The sequence below is a fragment of the Streptomyces sp. NPDC005820 genome (genome assembly GCF_040630255.1).
Lineage (GTDB): Bacteria > Actinomycetota > Actinomycetes > Streptomycetales > Streptomycetaceae > Streptomyces.
The window spans coordinates 71,790-90,957 of the sequence record NZ_JBEXXE010000018.1 but is presented as its reverse complement, the minus strand read 5'-3'; the positions used below and the strand labels follow the sequence as shown (position 1 = coordinate 90,957).

The 19,168-nt window shown below is 69.4% G+C and carries 5 protein-coding genes; all 5 read right to left on the bottom strand.

The window, feature by feature from the left end; all coding sequences use genetic code 11:
• Positions 1–92 precede the first annotated feature (92 nt).
• The 5 genes from ABZ464_RS22835 to ABZ464_RS22815 all read right to left on the bottom strand — a co-directional run bounded on the left by ABZ464_RS22835 (position 93) and on the right by ABZ464_RS22815 (position 19,166).
• Positions 93–1,019 (bottom strand): DUF3710 domain-containing protein, encoded by a 927-nt coding sequence (locus ABZ464_RS22835; protein WP_359279467.1) that lies wholly within the window; start codon positions 1,017–1,019, stop codon positions 93–95.
• Positions 1,009–7,911 (bottom strand): polymorphic toxin-type HINT domain-containing protein, encoded by a 6,903-nt coding sequence (locus ABZ464_RS22830; RefSeq protein WP_359279466.1) that lies wholly within the window; start codon positions 7,909–7,911, stop codon positions 1,009–1,011. The genes ABZ464_RS22835 and ABZ464_RS22830 overlap by 11 nt, the downstream gene beginning before the upstream one ends.
• Before the next feature lie 114 nt (positions 7,912–8,025).
• The gene (locus ABZ464_RS22825) at positions 8,026–8,454 is read right to left on the bottom strand and encodes a hypothetical protein (RefSeq protein WP_359279465.1); all 429 of its coding nucleotides are present in this window, start codon (positions 8,452–8,454) and stop codon (positions 8,026–8,028) included.
• A 14-nt stretch (positions 8,455–8,468) separates the two neighbouring features.
• On the bottom strand, positions 8,469–15,335 hold the full coding sequence (locus tag ABZ464_RS22820) for an RHS repeat-associated core domain-containing protein (RefSeq protein WP_359279464.1): 6,867 nt from the start codon (positions 15,333–15,335) through the stop codon (positions 8,469–8,471).
• Positions 15,336–15,509: 174 nt separating this feature from the next.
• Positions 15,510–19,166 carry a LamG domain-containing protein gene (locus tag ABZ464_RS22815; protein WP_359279463.1) on the bottom strand — a complete coding sequence of 1,219 codons (3,657 nt, stop codon included), beginning with the start codon at positions 19,164–19,166 and terminating at the stop codon, positions 15,510–15,512.
• Between the last annotated feature and the right edge of the window lie 2 nt (positions 19,167–19,168).

Genomic DNA, 19,168 nt, shown 5'->3' with positions numbered 1-19,168 from the left:
GACTCTTCCGATACATCAATGATCTCCGTTTGTGGACAGGAACTACTTGCCGCGGCGCATGGCTTGCGCCGCGGCAAGGAGGGAGAAGAAAGTCAGGGGATGCGGAGTGGAATGGTGTTCCGCTCCGAGGAGTTGGCGAATTCCGGGACCACGACGGTGTTCCCGAAGAATTCGTACGGCCATTCGTCGGTGCTGTCCGGCGCGGCTCCCGCGCCGGTGACGACTCCGCGCAGCAGCCAGCCGGGGCCGTCGAAGCCGAGGAAACGCGAGTGCATGGTGGCGGGGGTGCCGTCGCGGCGTACGACGGGCACGTCGGCCCGCAGTTCGACTCCGGCGGGGCCCGCCCATTCCCGTACCGACGCGCCGTCCCTGCTCAGCTTCGCGAGCAGGTCGGCGCGCACGGTGTCCCAGGAGCGGCCCGGGGTCCGGTGGTAGGCCTGGAGCTGGAGCGCGGTCCGGCCGTGGACGACGGTGACGGCGAGGACGCCGCCGTGGCCGCTCTTGTCGCCCACGAACTTGAGCTCGACGTCCGGCCGGGCGGGGACGCGCAGGCCGCCCAGGTCGGTGCGCTCCCCCGCCGGGACGCCGGGCGAACCGGCGTCCCAGGGACCGGAGACGGGTCCCCGCAGGGCCGCGCGGGCCGCATCCTCCGCGAAGCCCAGCAGTTCGTCGACGTCGGCTCCGGTGTAGCCCTCGGCGTCGATCACGGCCCGCAGCAGGGTCAGCACACCGCTCAGCGCGAGGCGGCCCCGCCGGTCGGCGTCCCGGAGCGCGGCGACGTCCCCCAGCAGGCCGGTGATCACGGCGGTGGCCTCCTCGTGCCCGAGGTCCGTGGCGATGCCCTCGGGTGAACGGCCCTCTGTCCTGCGGTCGTTCAACTCCAGTTGCAGGGCCGTGAGGAGGACCCGGCCAGGGGTCAGCCGGTCCCATACGCCGAATTCCGCCGCCGATTCACTCTCCGGCGCGATGAACCCGTCGCGCCGGAACTGGGCGAGAATTTCCCTTGCTTTATGGCGCACCGCGGCCCCTCTTCCATTTCTTGACGGCCTGCCCGATCCTCGCGATCACGAGTGCCGTGGCGATGGTGGCCTCGACTATCCCAGGGGACGCGCCGGCCTGATGGGTGAAGGGCTTCAGGATTTTCCCGGCGTTGGTGGAGGCGCCGGAGAGGGCACTCTGCCGCTGCTTGGCCGCGTCACCGACGGATTCGGAGGCACGACGCGTCTCGCCCTCGGCCTCCTTGCGCTTGACGGGCTTGTAGTCGGCGTCGTTCGGGTCGTAGAGGTCGGGGACGGAACTCGGGTCGTCGTCACCGTGGTCGGAGCGCTCGGGGTCGCCGCTGCTGCGACTGCCGCCGCTCCCGCCGCCGGTGCCGCAGTTGTGCACGAGGAGGGGTTCCTCGTCCGCCAGCACGTAGTACGTGTGGATGTCCTCGACGGTGAGGTCGTGGGTGCGCTGCCGCCGCTCGAAGGGGCTGACCGCCTCGACCGTGGCGAGGCCGCCGTCCGCGGTGAGCAGCCGCATGCCGGGTTCGAGCTCGCCGGCCTCGATCCAGGCCCACTCCGACTCCACCCAGAAGGGGTGGGTCGTGGTGGAGACCAGGCCGGACGGCTCACCGGACTCGCCTCGCACCGTGAGGTCGACGAAGTGCTTGTCGTCCTCGGTGACGATGGTGCCGACGACCTGACGGGCCGTCGTCCCGCCCGTCTCCGGGTCGGTCACCAGCACCGCGTCGCCGAGTTCCACCTCTTCGATGGGTTTGCTGCCGCCGTCGGCGAGAGCGACCTTCGTCCCCGGCAGGAAGCTGTGGTTGGGCAGGGCGTTGGTCGGGCAGGCTCCCGAATCCTCCTTCTTGCCCTTCTTGATCACTGCCTTGAGCTTGGCCCGTGCCGAGGAGAGCGCGTCCTTCGCCTTGCCGAGCGTCTTGTTGGCCTTCAGCAGGTCCTTGACCCCGCCGACGAGGTCGCCGACCAGGCCGACCACGCGTTTGGCGAGCCTGGCGCCCTTGGCCCAGTCCCAGGGGGCACCGTACTTCGCGAGGATCTTGCCTGCGATGCCTCCGGCGAAGCTGCCCGCGACGTTCAGCAGCGTCTCGCCGCACGCGCCCAGGTCACCGCTGGAGATGCAGTCCAGTGCCGCGTCCACACCGAGGATGTCCCGGACGATCTTGACCAGCGCCTTGCCGGCCTGCTTGATCCGCTGCTTGGAGGCGGACTGCTGGCTCCGGGCGTTCGAGACCGACTGCTCGGCCTCGTACTCCTCGGCCTCGGCCGCGTCCTTCTCCGGGTTCTTCGGCTTGTACGGGCCGTACGTGCCGTTGTCACCGGAACAGTAGGCGTACGGATAGCAGCTCTCCAGGCCGGACGGATCACTGAACGTGATCGGGGAGTTGTCCGCGTAGGCGTAGCCGTTGATCTGCTGTGGTCGTGTGTAGTCGATGAGCGGGTCGACGGAGAGGAACTTCCCGATGACCGGGTCGTATTCACGCGCCCCGAGATGGGTCAGACCGGTCGAGGCGTCGATGGTGCCGCCGACGTAGCCCTTCTCCCCGGGCCAGGTGCCGCTCGACTGGCCGCGGTCGACGCCGTACGGGTCGAAGCGCCGCTGCGAGAGCGCACCGGTCGCCGCGTCGATCGCCAGTTCGCCCGTCCCGTGGTGGTCCGCGGCCAGGAAGGACAGCTTGCCGTCGCTGGTCCGCACCGCCACGCTCTGGTCGAGGTAGGTGTAGTACCGGGTCGCCGACACCTGGGACCCGCCCGTGGGCAGGCGCAGTTCCATGCCCGGCAGATAGACGGTGGTGCCCGACGGGTCCTTGCGCTGGACCCGCTCGCCCTCGGCGTCGTAGAGGTAGCTGGTCTCCGCCCCGCCGGCCTCGGTCGCCTTGGTGAGTTTCCCGGAGTCGTCCCAGGCCAGGGTCTGGGCGTTGCCTCCGATGGTGCGCTTGGTGGTGTTGCCCGAGTCGTCGTACTCGTAGGACGACTGCCGGTCACCGGTCGGGGTGTTCTCCACGATCTTCGTGACCTGGTGCGGACCGTCCCCGGCCGTACCCGCCCCGCCGTAGGTGAGGGTGCGGGAGATGTCCTTCGACGCCACCAGCCCCGTGTCGTGCACGGTCTCGCCGGTGCGGTTGCCGATGGCGTCGACGGTGTACGACTTCCAGTACGGGGCCGGACCGCCCAGCGGGGTCGCTCCCGGTGCCGCCTCGCACGCCTTCGGGCCGGAGCCGTCGACCGGGGCCGTCGTGCCCGGGGTCCCGTTGCCCGCGGCGTCGGCCGCCGTCGAGGTCGGTGTCCAGGCGTCCGCGAGCCGCTGCCGGTTGTCGTAGGCGAAGCACTGGACGTCCGGGGAGGAGGCGTTGGCCGTGTCGGAGATCGACAGGACGTTTCCGGCCTGGTCGTAGGAGTAGTTCGACTCCTTCGCGGGGGCCGTGGCTCCGTAGACGTCGACGACCGAACGCGCCAGCCGGTCGGTGCCCGTCTCGTAGTCGTAGGTCTGCCAGACCTTCTTCCCCGACCCCGCGTACAGCTCCAGCTGCTGGAGGTGTCCGTGCGTGGAGTAGCGGGTGTCGGTGACGTACGAGGTGGTGCCCGTCATGGTCGTCGGGCGCTGCAGTTCGTCGTACCCGAAGGTGACGGCCTCCGCCGGCAGTCCGCCCGCCGCGGGGATTCCTCCGGACTGGGCGGTGCCGTCGCGGTTGTAGGCGCTGGTGAAGACGTAGGTACCGGCCAGCGCGCCCTGCGAGGCGGGCACCGAGTACGCCGTCTTCAGCGGACGGTAGAACTCGTCCGTCGACTGCACGACCGTCGCGAAGTACTCGGTCGGCGAGACGTAGCTCAGCTGCGCGTACACCTCGCCGAGCGTGCCCGCCCTGTCGTACCGGGTCTCGGTCAGCTTGGTGCCGGTGTCGGCGTCGCCCTGCCAGGTCGAGACGGCACGGCCGAGCTTGTCGTAGACCGTCGACAGCTTCTTGCCCCGGCCGTCCGTGGAGGAGACGGGGAGGTCGACGGCGTCGTAGGTCACCGACGAGGTGCCGGCGTCCGGGTCGATCGACCTGGTGTTGCGGCCCAGCTGGTCGTACTCGTAGCGCCAGACGTTGTTCTTCGCGTCGACGACCGTCTGGAGCTTGCCGGACGGGGTGTAGGTGTACTTGGTGACGTCGTAGCCGGACAGCGGGTTCGGGGAGGCGCCCCGGTAGTGCCAGATCTCGCTGGTGCGGCCTGCGGAGTCCCGCACCGTCGTCGTCGGGACACCGCCGACGGGCGGGTCGATGTGGGTGCGCTCGCCGTCGTACGTGGTCGTGGTGCGCCACTGCTCGACGCCCGAGACGGCGAAGATGCTCGCCGTGGTGCGGCCCAGTCCGTCGTACTCGAAGAGCGACTGCGTGGCGACTTCGCCGTTGTGGACCAGCAACAGCTCGTCGGACGGGGCGCCCGCCGCGTTGTAGGTCTCGTTGGCCTTCCTGACCTTCCCGGTGCCGTCGTAGAACGTGTCGGCGACCATACGGGTGCCGCCCGGACCCTCGGTCTGGATCTGACGGGCTCTGAGCAGTCCGTCGTAGAGCTGGTACTCGCTGCCGTAGGAGCCGTCGTTCTCGATCTTCTCGGTCCTGATCGCGACGACCTTGTCCTTGCGGACGTTGTACGAGTACTTGATGCTCGGCGTCTGTGAGGCCTTCACCCGGTCCGGCAGCCACACCGAGGTGAGGCGGCCGAGGCCGTCGTAGGCGAGGTCGGTGCGCTTGCCGTTCGGGTCGGTCTGGCCCGCGGACATGCCCCAGGCAGGCGCGTAGTCGGTCGTCGTGGCGTGCCCGAGCGCGTTGGTGAACGTCGTCTTCGAGATCAGCCCGTTGACGTCCGTGTACGCGGTCTTCGTCAGTGCGCCGGAGGCGTCCGTCTGGGACAGCGGGCGGCCGAAGGAGTCATAGGTCGTGGTGCCGGTGACCTGGTACGTGGCCGTCGTTCCGTTGTGCGCGGTCAGCCGCTCCGTCCGGGTCGCGTCCCCCTTCGTCGGCGCCGCGCCGAAGACACCGCTGTCGTAGGAGGTGCGTTCGTCCGCGAGGACCTGGGTCTTGCGGTCGGGTGTCGTCGCGCACTTCACCGACACCGACTCACTGCGCGAGGGCAGGGAGAGGATGTTCTTCGCGGTGTTGTCCGCGTACCAGAAGCGGGTGCAGTTGTCGTCCGCGGTGGTGGACACATCGCCCAGGTCCTCGACCTCGCTGACCCGGCCGGTGCCGTTCGAGGTGTCGTACTTCGTCGTCGACCTGGTCTCGCGCCAGGCGCCCGAGGCGAGGGGGCTGAAGCCGCGGCTGGTCTCCGGGCTGACGACGGCCGCCCGGCTGGTGCCCCAGCTCTTGGTCTGGGTGGCGGTGTAGGCCTTCCACGGGGTGTTGATCACCTTGGAGGCGAGCTTGGTTCCGTCGTACGCCATCGCCTCGAGTTCGAAGCCGGTGAACTCCTTGGCGTCCGTGTACTGGGTGCCGGTGGAGTCGGAGACCTTCACCGAACGGGTGCCGCCGGAGGAGGTCTTGTCCCCGTCCATGCCCTGGAGGTACGTGTAGTCGATCCGGCTGGTCTGACGGTCGGCGCTGCCGCTGGTGACGGTGACCTTGCCGTAGCCCTGCCAGCCGCCCCAGGTCAGGTACTTGTCCTCGGTGATGCCGTCGGGTTCCGCCTTACGCCAGGCCGCGTCGCCCTGGTACGAGTAACGCGTGACGAGCTGGTCGCTGCCGCCGGTGCGGTCGGTCTCGACGACCGCCGCCACGACGTACTTGTGGAACCAGTCCGTGATCGGGTCGACGTAGCCCGGGGGCGACCACTTCACGGGGTAGCAGCGCTTGGCGGACTCGCCCGGCGTCGGCAGAGCGTCCTTGGTGCAGTTGGTCGCCGCGTAGTTGACGTCGAGCTGGGCGCCCGTCTCGCTCAGCACGGTGGACAGGCGGAAGCGGTGGAACGGGGCGATGTTGTCCCCGATCGCGTCCACCCGGTTCGCCAGCTGCTCTCCGTACAGCTCCAGTGTGGGCAGTTTCACCGCCGTGCCGGCCCGGCCCTCGTGGTCGATCTTCGACAGCCAGAGGGTCTTGGAGTCGTCGCCGTTGTCGGTGAACAGATGCGTGAAGGTCCAGGCGTCCACGTCCTGATACGTGGTCGCGTCCTTGCGCATCTGGGTGACGATCGAGGTCAGCCGCTTAGTCGTCCAGAAGGTCTGGCCGACCGTGCACTTGGTGTCGGCCTTGCACTCCTGGTCGACCGGGACGTCCGGCCAGTGGGAGGCGTTCGCCGTGGTGCGCCTGGATTCCGCGCAGTCGAAGTCCGCGGTGGGCAGGCACCGCTCGGCGACGTCGAACACGACCCGCGCCGGCGCCTTGGCGGCGTACACCTGGCCGTCGCGCTGGCCGTAGTCGACCCGCTTCAGGTAGCCGCCGCGGTGGTACGCCGTGCCGTTGACGTCCGTCTTGCCGTTCAGCGCGTAGTGGTTGGTCTCCCGCGCGTAGTAGTACGACATGACGTTGCCGTGGGTGTCCTTGACGTAGTCGAGGGACCACCGCCAGGCCTGCTTGCAGTGCGCGCTGGTGAACGTGGCGTTGTAGCAGGGCTCACCGGAGTCGTCACCGAAGACCGGGACCGTCCAGGTCGAGTCGGTCTCCTCGTTGCCGGTCGCCCAGCCCGGCAGCCGGTTCAGGCCGAAGGAGTACTCGGTGCCGTCGGTGGTCGTGACCCGCCAGTGCTCGCCGTCGTTGTCGCCGTTCGTGGCGCCGGTCAGCTGCTCGACCTTCGTACCGTCGTCGTTGGCGAGATGCCACTTGCCGGTCGTGTCGTCCTTGATCAGTTCCGTGGAGGAGCCGTTGAGGAGGATCGTGGCGTTGTCGTACGCCCAGCACTGCTCGGCCGACCCGGAATGACCGTCGTCGGAGCAGGCCTTGTAACGGCGCTCGATATAGCCGGGGTCGTAGGAGAAGCCCTCACCGACCCACGAACCCTGGTTGTTCGTCGCCGCGGTACGGCCGTCCGCCGACTGCGACGAGTAGCCGAGACCCACCGTCGGGGTCAGACCGCCCGGGGACGGGACCGTCCGCATCGGGTAGTTCCAGGAGAAGCCGCCGGACGAGTTCGAGACGCTCCAGCTCGCCGACGGGGCGAGGGCCGTCGCCTTGTAGGTGCCCTGGGCCGACGACGGGCCGGCCGCGACCGCGACCAGGGAGGTCGCGTCCGTCGCCATCGTGGAGACGCCCTCGGCGGAAGCGGGGGCGGCGGTCACATCCGCCGAGACCGTACCCGCCTTCACGTCGTTGACGGTCTTCAGCACCTTCGGCTGCTCCGGGCAGTCCTTGCTGCCGGGAGTGGCCACGACGGCACACGCGGGGAGCTGCACCAGCCGGAGCCGCGAGCCGTAGGAACCGCCGAAGCCCTCCGTGAACTCCGAATAGTCCACCGTGAGGCGGACCGTGCCCGCCTGCGCGGAACCGTCCGCCCGCTCGACACCCAGCAGCACATCCGCGCCGAGCTTGTCGGCCCGCTTCGGGTCGAGGACCTCGACCCGGACGCTGTCCGCGGCCTGCGCCGCCTTGACCTCGGCCTCCGCCCTGGTGACCGTCACCGGCAGACCGCCGGCCTCCGCGGTGGCGCCCGTCCTCAGTTCGGCGCGGCCCTGTTTCGGCCACACCGCCTTCTCCAGCCCCTTGACCGCCGCCTTGCGCGCCGGGTCGGAAGGGCGGGACTTCACTTTCGCGCCGGACCCCTTCACGGGATCCGCGTCGTCCTGGACGCCGGGGCGGCTGGTGCGGCCCCGGTCGCCGTCGAGCGCCACTGCCTGGACCGACGACGCGGACAGCGCGAGCGTGAGCCCGAGCACTGTCGCGGCGAACGCCGGTCCGGGCATACGGCGGCTCAGTGAGCGGCCACGGAACAACATGCGGCACCTTCCTGATCGTAGGAAAGGGACGTGCGGGAAAGAGGAAAAAAAGGGGGCGAGGACAGGCGTGCCGGGCCCTCAACGGGCCCGGCACCCTCGGTCAGTGATGCTGTGTCACCCGCCTGCCGGATAGAGCTGATAGGCGTCCGCCAGCCGGCTCAGCGCCTCCGCCATTCCGGCCCTGGCCGCGCGGTAGGCCGCTTGGGAGGGCAGGTCGGACAGCGCCTCGAGACGAGCGGCACGATCGCCGACCGTCCGTTCGACCGCGGCGGCCTTCTCCTCGGCCAGGGTCTGCTCCATGGCGGAGAGCCGGGCCCAGGCCCTCCGCACAGCCACCCAGCCGTCATCGACCAGTTCGAGCGCCTCGAAGAGTTTCTCGTCGTCCAGGCCCGTCGCCTCGCCCGGCGAGCCGAAGGCGGACCTGGACATGGCCATCAGCACCCGTCCGGCCTCGTAGTGCACAGCTGAGTCGGCCAGCCCGCTGGAGATGACCTCCCCGAGCAACGGGGTGCCGCCGGGCGCCCCTCCTTGTTGTTCGGTCAACGCACGTCCTTTCTTCATCGCCGCAGATCACGCCATGTGAGACCGAACCTTCCCGCGAAGTCGCGCAAGCCTTCGGTCGCCATACCGCCGGCATCGCCCACCACCTTGCAGTGCGAGACGCAGCTGTTCGAGATCACGTTGTACGGACCCAGGTCTCCCACATCGCGCATGAGCCTCAGCTGCTCACGCATGGCGGCGCGGGCGTTCGGGATCCGGATGGTGGTCGAGCTGACCTTGACCATGCCCTCCGGATCGAACTCGGCGATCCAGGTGCTCTGCATGTCCTCGGTGTGGAGCTGCTCCGTGTGCAGCGAGAGACCCTTGCCGTCGGAGATCTCGACACTGAAGTGAGGTGTGTCGCCCTCCCTGTCCGGGGCCCACTTGTGCAGCGTGATCGTCCCGTCGCAGTTGTGCACCAGCAGCGGCGTGGCGTCCGCGAGGACGTAGTAGGCGTGGATGCCGGTGATGGTCAGGTCGTGGGTCCGCTGGCGCTTCTCGAAGTGGCGGTTGGCCGTGACATCGACCGTTTCGCCCGACGGGGTACGCAGCTTCATGCCGGGTTCGAGGTCGCCGGCCTTGATCCACGCCTGCTCGGACTCGACCCAGAAGGGGTGCGTGACCGTGGCGACCAGCATCTCCTGGGCACCGGAGTCCGTCGTCACCGTGAGGTCGGAGAACTCCTTGTCGTCCTCGGTGACGATGGTCCCCGCGACCTCGCGGACGGTGGTCTTCCCGGTCTCCGGGTCGGTCACCGTCACCTTGTCGCCGAGTTCGACGTCCTCGATCGGCTTGGTGCCGCCGTCGGCGAGCAGGACCTTGGTGCCGGGCAGGAAGCTGTGACACTCGGTCTTCTTCAGCTTCTTCAGGGCCGCCGCGGCCTTCGAACGGGCCACGGCCAGCCCGTCCTTGGCCTTGGCCAGCGCCTTGTTCGCCTTCAGCAGGTCCTTGACCCCGCCGATGAGATCACCGACGAGATTGACGACCCGCTTGGCGAGCTTGACCCCCTTCGCCCACTTCCAGGGCAGGCCGTACTTCGCCATGATCTTGCCGGCGAGGCCGCCGGCGAAGCTGCCGGCGATGTTCAGCAGCGTCTCGCCGCAGGCGCCGACGTCACCCGTGGAGATGCAGTCGAGGGCCGCGTCGACACCGAGGATGTCCCGGACGATCTTGACGAGTTCCTTGCCGGCCGAGCTGATGCGCTTCTTGGCCGACGACTGCTGCTTCTGGGCCTGGTTGACCTCGTTCTGCGCCTCGGTGACCTTCGCCCCTTCGGAGCCCGGCGCGCACAGCATGCCGCAGTCCGGCGTCCCGCAGCCGAGCGCACTCGGGAAGAGGCTGCATGTCGTCGACGACAGCAGTCCGCTCGGGTCGGAGAGGGTGACCGGGCTGTTGTTGGCGTAGGCGTAGCCGTTGATCTGCTGCGGCTGCGTGTAGTCGATGACCGGGTCGATCGAGATGAACTTGCCGATCGCCGGGTCGTACTCACGGGCGCCCAGGTGGGTCAGGCCGGTGGAGGTGTCGGTGGTGCCGCCGACATAGCCCTTCTCGCCGGGCCAGGTTCCGGCGGCCGTTCCGCGCTGGACGCCGTACGGGTCGAAGCGGCGCTGCGAGATCGCGCCCGTCGCCGCCTCGATCGCGAGCTCGCCCGTGCCGTGATGGTCGGCCGCGAGGAACGACAGCTTGCCGTCGTCGGTGCGGATCGCGATGGTCTGCCCGGCGTGCGCGTAGTAGCGGGTCGCGGACTTCTTGGTGCCGTCGGCGGAGAGCTTCAGCTCCATTCCGGGCAGGTAGACCGTGGTGCCCGAGGAGTCCTTGCGCTGGATCCGGCTGCCGGAGGCGTCGTACAGGTACGTCGTCTCGGAGCCGCTCGCCTCCTTCACCTTGGTCAGCCGGCCGGCGTCGTCCCACTCGAGGGACTGGGCGTCGCCGCCGATCGTGCGCTTGGTGGTGGCGCCCGCGTCGTTGTACTCGTACGCGTACTGCTTCTCACCGGTCGGGGTCTGCTCGGTGACCTTGGTCAGCTGGTGCGGACCGTCGCCGAGGGCACCCGCGCCGCCGTACTCGTAGCTGCGGGTGATGTTCTTGGCCGCGTTCAGCCCGATGTCGTGGATGGTCTCCGACTTACGGTTGCCGATGGCGTCCGTCTCGTACGACTTCCAGTACGGGGCGGGACCGCCGAGCGCGCTCGTGCCCGGGGCCGCCGTGCACGCGTTCGGGCGGGAGCCCTCGACGGGCGCGGTGGAGCCGACCGTGCCGGCGCCGGCCGCGTTCGCCGCCGTGGACGCGGGCGTCCACGCCTCGGTCAGCCGCTGCTGGCTGTCGTAGGCGAAGCACTGCACGTCCGGGGACGAGCTGTTCGCCGTGTCCGCGATCGACAGGACGTTTCCGGCCTGGTCGTACGAGTACGACGACTGCTTCGCCGGAGCCGTCGCGCCGTAGACGTCCACGGTGGACCGGGTGAGGCGGTCGGTGCCCGTCTCGTGGTCGAAGGTCTGCCACACCTTCTTGCCCGAGCCGGTGTACAGCTCCAGCTGCTGCAGGACGCTGTCCTTCGAGTAGACCGTGTTCGTGACGTACGAGGTCGTGCCCGTCATCGTGGTCGGACGCTGCAGCGCGTCGTACCCGTAGGTCACGGCCTCGGCGGACAGGCCGCCGGCCGCGGGCAGACCCGCCGACTGGAGGGTGCCGTCACGGTTGAAGGTCGACGTGAAGACATAGGTGCCGGCCAGGGAACCCTGCGACGCGGGCACGGAGTAGGCCGTCTTCAGCGGCTGGTAGAACTCGTCCATCGACTGGACGACCGACGCGAAGTACTCGGTCGAGGTGACATAGCTGAGCTGGGCGTACGGCAGGCCGAGCCAGCCGGCCTTGTCGTAGCGGGTCTCGGTCAGCTTCGTGCCGGTGTCGACGTCACCGGTCCAGGTGCTCGTGACCCGGCCGAGCGCGTCGTAGGCCGTGGACGTCTTCTTGTCGCGTCCGTCCCAGGCGGCGACGGGCCGGTCCAGCTCGTCGTACTCCGTGCGGGAGGTTCCGGCGTCCGGGTCGACCGTCGTCTTGTTGCGGCCGAGCTGGTCGTACGCGTACCGCCACACATTGCCCTTGGCGTCGGTGACCGTCTCCAGCTTGCCGGCCCGCGTGTAGGTGTACTTCGTCGAGTCGTACGCGGTCAGCGGGGCCGGGGACGCCCCCTTGTAGTGCCGGAGCTCGGTGGTGTTGCCCTCGGCGTCCGAGACGGTCGTCGTGGGCACACCGCCGACCGGCGGGTCGATGTGCGTGAGTTCGCCGTCGAACGTGGTCGTGGTGCGCCACTGCTCGACGCCGGAGACCGCGAAGATCTCGGCCGTGGTGCGACCGAGGGCGTCGTACTCGAAGCGGGTCTGCGCGCCGACCTCGCCGTTGTGCACGAGCAGCAGCTCGTCCGAGGGGACGGCGGCCGCGTTGTACGTCGAGTTGGTCTGCTTGATCTTGCCCGCGCCGTCGTAGAACGAGTCCGCGACCATCCGGGTGCCGTCCGGCCCCTCGGTCTGGATCTGGCGGGGGCGCAGGAGGCTGTCGTAGAGCTGGTACTCGGCGCCGTAGGAACCGTCGTTCTCGATCTTCTCGGTCTTGATCGAGGTGACCTTGTCCTTGCGGACGTTGTACGCGTACTTGATGCTCGGCGTCTGCGACTTGGCGCGGTCGGGCAGCCAGACCGAGGTCAGCCGGCCGAGGGCGTCGTAGGCGAGGTCCGTCCGCCGGGCGTTGGGGTCGGTCTGGCCGGTGGACAGACCCCACGCGGAGACATAGTCGGTGGTCGTGATGTGACCGAGGGCGTTCGTCAGCTTGGTCTGGGTGAGCAGACCGTTCGTCTCGACGTAGTCGGTCCGCGTCGGGTTCTGCTTCGCGTCCTTCTGGATCTTCGGACGGCCGAAGTCGTCGTACGTGGTGGTGCCCGTGACCTGGTACGTGGCCGTGGTGCCGTCGTGGGCCGTCAGGCGCTCGGTCTTCGTGGCGTCGCCCTTGGTGGGCGCCGCGCCCACGGCGAGATCGTCGTACGAGGTGCGTTCGTCCGCGAGGACCTGGGTCTTGCGGTCCGGGGTGGCGGAGCACTTCACGGACACCGACTCGCTGCGCGAGGGCAGCGCCAGGATGTTCTTCGCGGTGTTGTCCGCGTACCACAGGCGGGTGCAGGTGTCGTCGTCGCTCTTCGAGACGTCGGCCTGGTCGTCGACCGTGACCGCCCGGCCGGTGCCGAGATCCGTCTCGTACGTCGTGGTCGACTTCGTCTGACGCCAGGTGCCGTTGGACAGCAGGCTGTATCCGCGTGCCGTGTCCGCCTTGACGATGGTGGCGCGGGTGGTGCCCCAGCTCCTGGTCTGCGTCGCGGTCGTGTGCTTCCACGGCTCGCTGATCGCCTTCGAGATCAGCTTGGAGCCGTCGTACGTGGCGACCTCCAGCTCATGGCCGGTGAACTCCTCGGAGTCGGTGTACGAGACCCCCGTGGAGTCCGTCACCGAGACGGAGCGCGTGCCGCCGTCGGGGTCCGCGTCACCGTGCATGCCCTGCAGGTAGGTGTAGTCGACGCGGGTCTTCTGGTCGTCGGCGCTGCCGGAGGTCACCGTGACCTTGCCGTAGCCCTGCCAGGCGCCCCACGTCAGGTACTTGTCGTCGGTGATGCCGTCCGGCTTCGCCTTACGCCAGGCCGCGTCGCCCTGGTAGCTGTAGCGCGTGACGAGCTGGTCGCCGCCGCCGGTGCGGTCGGACTCGATGACCGCGGCGACCACGTACTTGTGGAACCAGTCGGTGATCGGGTCGATGTAACCGGGCGGAGCCCACTTCACGGGGTAGCAGCGCTTGGTGGACTCGCCCGGCTTGGGGAGCGTGGCCTTGGTGCAGTCGGTCGGCGCGTAGTTGACGTCGAGCTGGGAGCCGGTCTCGCTGAGGACCGTCGAGAGGCGGAAGCGGTAGAACGGGGCGATGTTGTCGCCGATCGCGTCGACGCGGTTGGCGAGCTGCTCGCCGAAGAGGTCGACGGACGGCAGCTTGACCGCCGTACCGACGCGGCCCTCGTGCTCGATCTTCGACAGCCACAGCGTCTTGGAGTCGTCGCCGTTGTCCGTGAACAGGTGCGTGAAGGTCCAGGCGTCCACGTCCTGGTAGGTCGTGGCGTCCTTGCGCATCTGCGTGACCACGGACGTCAGCCGCTTCGTCGTGAAGAAGGTCTGCACCGGTGACGTGCACTTCGTGCCCGACTTGCACTCCTGGTCGACCGGGACGTCCGGCCAGTGGGAGGCGTTCGCCGCGGTGCGCTTGCTCTCCGCACAGTCGAAGTCCGAGGTGAGCAGGCAGCGTTCGGCGGTGTTGAAGACGATCCGGGCCGGGGCCTTCGCCGCGTAGGCCTGGCCGTCGCGCTGGCCGTAGTCGATGCGCTTCAGGTAGCCGCCGCGGTGGTACGCGGTGCCGTTGACGTCCGTCTTCCCGTTGAGCGCGTAGTAGTTGGTCTCGCGCTCGTAGAAGTAGGACATCACGTTGCCGTGCGTGTCCTTGACGTAGTCCAGCGACCAGCGCCACGCCTGCTGGCAGTACGCCGAGGTGAAGGTGGCGTTGTAGCAGGGCTCACCGGAGTCGTCGCCGAACACCGGGGCCGTCCAGACCGAGTTGGTCTCCTCGTTGCCCGACGCCCAGCCCGGCAGCCGATTCTGACCGAAGTAGTACTCGGTGCCGTCGGTCGTGGTGACCCGCCAGTACTCGCCGTCGTTGTCGCCGTTGGTGGCGTTGGTCAGCTTCTCGACCTTGCTGCCGTCCTCGCCGGACAGGTGCCACTTGCCGGTGGTGTCGTCCTTGACCAGCTCCGAGGACGAGCCGTTGAGCATGATCGTGGCGTTCTCGAACGCCCAGCACTGCTCGCCGGAACCGTCGTGGCCGTCCTCCGAGCACGGCTTGTAGCGGCGCTCGATGTAACCCGGGTCGTAGGAGAAGCCCTCACCGATCCAGGAGCCCTGGTTGTTCGTCGCCGAGGTGCGGCCGTCCGCCGACTGGGAGGAGTAGCCGAGGCCCACGGTCGGGGTCAGACCGCCCGGGGTCGGAACCGAACGGAAGGGGTAGTTCCAGGAGAAGCCGCCGGAGGAGTTCGAGACCGTCCAGCTGGCGGAGGGCGCGAGCGCCGTGGCCTTGTACGTGCCCTGGGCCGACGACGGGCCGGCCGCCACCGCTACCAGCGAGGTCGCCTCGGCCGCCATCGTCGAAACGCCCTCGGCGGAGGCCGGAGCCGCGGTCACATCCGCAGAGACCGTTCCCGCCTTGACATCGTTGACCGTCTTCAGCGCCTTGGGCAGCTCGGGGCAGTCCTTGCTGCCGGGCACGGCCACGGTGGCACAGGCGGGGAGCTGGACCAACTGGAGGCGGGAGGCGTAGGAACCTCCGAAGCCCTCCGCGAACTCCGAGTAGTCCACCGTCAGACGGACCTTGCCGGCCTCGTCCGCACCGTCGGCGCGCTCCACGCCGAGCAGGACGTCGGCGCCGAGCTTGTCGGCCCGCTTCGGGTCGAGGACGTCGACCCGCACGGCATCAGCGGACTGGGCCGCCTTGACCTTGGCCTTCGCCCTGGTGACCGTGACCGGCAGGCCGCCCGCCTCCGCGGTGGCGCCGATCTTCACCTCGGCGCCGCCCTGCTTCGGCCACACCGCCTTGTCCAGGCCCTTGACCGCCGCCTTGCGCGCCGAATCCGAAGGGCGGGACTTCTTCTTCGCGTCGGATCCCTTCGCGGGATCCCCGTCGTCCTGGACGCCGGGGCGGCTGGTGCGGCCCCGGTCGCCGTCGTCGAGCCCCGCCGCCTGTACCGAGGACGCCGACAGCGCGAGGGAGAGTCCCAGCACTGTGGCGACGACCGTCTGTCGAGGCATGCGGCGGCTCAGAGAGCGGCCACGGAAGAACATTCGGCAACTTCCTGATCGTAGGAACGTCATGAAGGGCACGGAGGGCAAGGGGGAAGGGGGGAAGGGGACGAGGGGGGAAGGGGCAGGACCAGGTGTGCCGGGCCCTCGTCGGACCCGGCACACTTCAGGAGTGACGCTCCGTCACATGTCGGGCAGCGCCGTCAGCGCGGCCATCTGCTGCACCGCGACCTGGTCGGCCGCGCCGCTGTAGACGCGGACCTCGTCGATCGCGCCGGCGAAGAACTCGCTCGCCCCGCGCAGCGAACGGCCGACCTGGAGACCCCCGGTGGCGGACCACAGGGTGTCGTTGGTGCCGTAGGCACCGGCCACGAGCTGGCCCTCGACGTAGAGGCGGATCGAGTTGGCGAAGGCGTCGTAGACGACCGCCAGGTGCTGGCCGGAGCCGCCGGTGTCGGGCAGTTCCTGGTCGTCGGTGAAGCTGACGACCTCGGGGGCGGCCGCGTCGGTCTTGGCGACGGCCAGCTCCCACTGCTGCGTGCTCGCCTGGTAGCGGACCTGGAGACGGTTGGTGTTGGCGCCCGGCAGGGACAGCACCGTCTGCGACTTCTCCGGGTCCAGCGAGGTGAGCTGGGCGCGGGCGGTCACGGTGAAGCTGCTGTTGCCGGTGACCGGGGCGGTGGCGGTGGACGCGTAGTCCCCGTCGCCGTCCAGGACCAGGTTGCCGTCACCGACCAGGGCGGCCGTGTCGAACAGCGGGTCGGCCGGGCGGTAGATCGAGGCGTTGCCCGCGAGGGTCAGCGCCTGGCCGCCGCCGGACTCGGCGGAGGCGCCGCCGCTGGCGTCGTCGAGCTGCCAGTAGGCCTTGCGCTCCGGCTTGATGGTCATCAGCTCGGCGACCTGGGCCGCCGGCAGGACGCGGTCGAAGACGCGGACCTCGGCGAGGTCGCCCGTGAAGTTGCCGCGGTAGCCGCTCTTGGCCGTGGCGCGGCCGATCTGCAGCGGTCCGTACGACTTCCAGGTGGAGCGCCGGGTGGCGGAGCCCTTCAGGTCCTTGTTGATGTAGAGCTGGAGCGTGGGGCCGGCGCTGTTCTGGGCGTCGTACACGCCGGTCAGCAGCACCCACTGGTCCTTGACCGGGGTCACTCCGGTGGAGACGGCCTTCCACTCGCCGAGCGAGTCCACGTCGTTGACCGGGGCGGAGAACTTCCAGGTCTGCGCCGAGGCGTCGAAGCCGAAGGTGAAGCCGGGCTCGCCGGTGCCGTCCTGGCTGACGATCACCATGTCCTTGTCCAGCGCGGTGGGGCGCACCCAGGCGCTGACGCTGAAGCTCTTGGCGGTGTCGAGGACGGTCTCGCTCGCGTCGAGGTACGCCTCGGAGGTGCCGTCGAAGTGAGCGGCCTTGTCGACCTTGCCGCCGGGGCCCTCCGCGCCGAACGCGACGGCGGTGCCCGCGGTCGCCGAGAACTCGCCGCTCTCGTCGTGCGCCTCGGTGTCACCCGCCTGGTCGGCGAGGTTCCACTGGGCGACAACCGGCGTGCCCTCGCTCACCAGGAACTCGTAGTGCGCCTTGGTGCTGGGGTTCTCCGCCTTGTCGACGGCGATCACGTCGACCCAGTGCCGGCCGGAGCGGGTCGGCATCCACTGCACGGAAACGGAGCCGCCGGCCGCGGCCGGGGTGGCGACGGTCGCCGGGCTCGCCGTGCCGTCGAAGGCGTAGCGGTACTTGACGACGTCGGTGTCCGGGATGGAGTCGTTCGGGTTGGGCGCGAAGGTGAAGGTGCCGTAGGTGCCCACGCCGTCGTGGTAGACGGTGTCGGACGGGTACTGCTTGGACAGCACGTTCGGCTTGCCGGGCAGTGTCTTGTCGTAGATGAACTCGCAGCGCTGCGCGGTGTCCCCGTCGTAGCTCCACGGGCCGTAGCCGTCACCGTCGGTGGCGCGTGCGCTCCAGTAGATGACCGTGTTCTGCGGGATCGACGACTTGACCGTGTGCGTGAACTTGGTGCTGGCCGTCGGGGAGAGCCAGTCCGGCGTCAGGTACGTGTAGGACTTGGCCTCCTTGGTGGTCGGGTCGGTCCACTCGACCTTGAACTCGACCTTGACCTTGTCGGTCTGGCCGTTGCCGTGGTCGGGGTCGCTCGCGATGGCCTGGAGCTTCGGCGGGACCTCGGAGTACTCGCGGGTCGAACCCCACTTGCACAGACCGCCGGGGTCGGTGGTCATGTCGGACGTCTTGATCTGCCGCGGCAGGTTGTTGTACTTGACCGACAGGTAGGCGTTGCCGCAGATCCGCTTCCACTCGGCGAAGCGGGACTCGTCGGCGGCCCGCAGACCCAGGGTCATCGAGTTCCAGCCGCCGGCGGCGGCCGTCTTGATCTCGCTGGTCAGCTCGCCGGTCGCGCCGCTCTCGAAGTGCAGGTTGGCCTGGCTGGAGCAGGAGGTCGGCGAGATCGCCTTGTCGACCGTCGCGATGTGGTCGTCCCAGTCGTCCGAGGTGTTGGACCAGTTGCTGGACGACGAGAGCGAGTAGTTCTGGCCGCCGATGCGGTAGAGCCGGATGGGCTCCGCCGTCGGGGAGGCGCTGTAGATGTGCTCGACCCGGGCGGAGAAGGTCGCGCCCAGGATCTGCTTCCCCTTGTAGAAGGAGAGCGGCATCGTGAACATCACGCGGCGTACGCCGACGCCGTTGCAGGAGACCGGGTTGTAGTCGGTCGGGCACTTGCCGACGCCCGCGCTGCCGGAGTACTTCCAGTCCTGCTCACTGGGCATCCCGGACATGACGCCGGTCCACGAGGTGCGCGAGGTGGTGCGCGAGATCGGGTCGATGACGACCGGGAAGACGGTGTCCGTGCCCTTGAGGAGCTTCTGGTCGGGGACCAGGCGCAGCTTGCCCCTTCCGACCTCGACGCCCAGGGGGGCGACCTTGCCGCCGCCGCCCGGGCCTTCGAGCGCGGGCTCGGGGGCGGTCTTGGGACCGGGGGTGGCCGTGGCGGTCCCGTCGGCGGCGGCCGCGGCGGACTTCAGCGCCTTCGCGACGGCCTTCGGGCCCTGCTTCCTGGTGGCGGTCTCCTGGACGGCGGCCGAGTCCCACATCGAGGGCTTGCCCGCCTGGAAGACGGTGCCGCCGACGGCGGCGTCCTCCGCGAGGATCGCCCCGGTGGTGTCCTCCGTCATCTTCAGGCCGTCGGTGGTCATACCGAGATCGACCGTGGCCAGTCTCGGGTCGGCGGCCGCCTCGGGCGTCTTGACGACCAGCAGATGGCCGAAGCCGTCGGCCTCGGCCCGCACGGTCAGGTCGACGCCGGGCAGGACCTCGGCGTAGGTGGCGGTGTCACCGTCCACCCGCGGTGCGGGCAGCTTGCCGTACGGCCAGGTCAGGGCGAACTCGCGGCCCGCGCGCTGCATCGTCACGAACGGCTTGTCGGCCTGGCCGGCGGAGAAGCTGAGGTCGACGGTGGCGGCCTTCGGGCCCCAGGTGCCGTCCGCGCGCTTCACCAGCGTCGCGTCGACCGGGACCCACTTGCCGCCCTGGACCGTGCGCACCGGCTCGGTGTACTCGCGGGCGGTGAAGGTGCCGTCGGGTTCGGCGAAGATCTCCCGGCGCTCGGTGCGCAGACCGATGACCTCGGTCTTCTTGCCGCTGTCCTTGGCCACCGCCATGGCTTGCTGCTCGGTCACCGTCGGCTGGTCGGCGGCGACGGGCGTCTGGTCGTGGCCCGGGCCACCGGCGGGCAGGACCGCCAGGGTGCCGGCCGTCACCGCGCCGGCGACGGCGGCCGCGACGGCGGCGCGCACCAGCACGCCACGCCGTATCGGTCTCTGTCTGTCTGCGGACACGC

Bases quoted from the DNA above. Each gene is read 5' to 3' on its own strand.
- ABZ464_RS22830 (WP_359279466.1), bottom strand. From the start codon at position 7,911: ATGTTGTTCCGTGGCCGCTCACTGAGCCGCCGTATGCCCGGACCGGCG.
- ABZ464_RS22820 (WP_359279464.1), bottom strand. From the start codon at position 15,335: ATGCCTCGACAGACGGTCGTCGCCACAGTGCTGGGACTCTCCCTCGCG.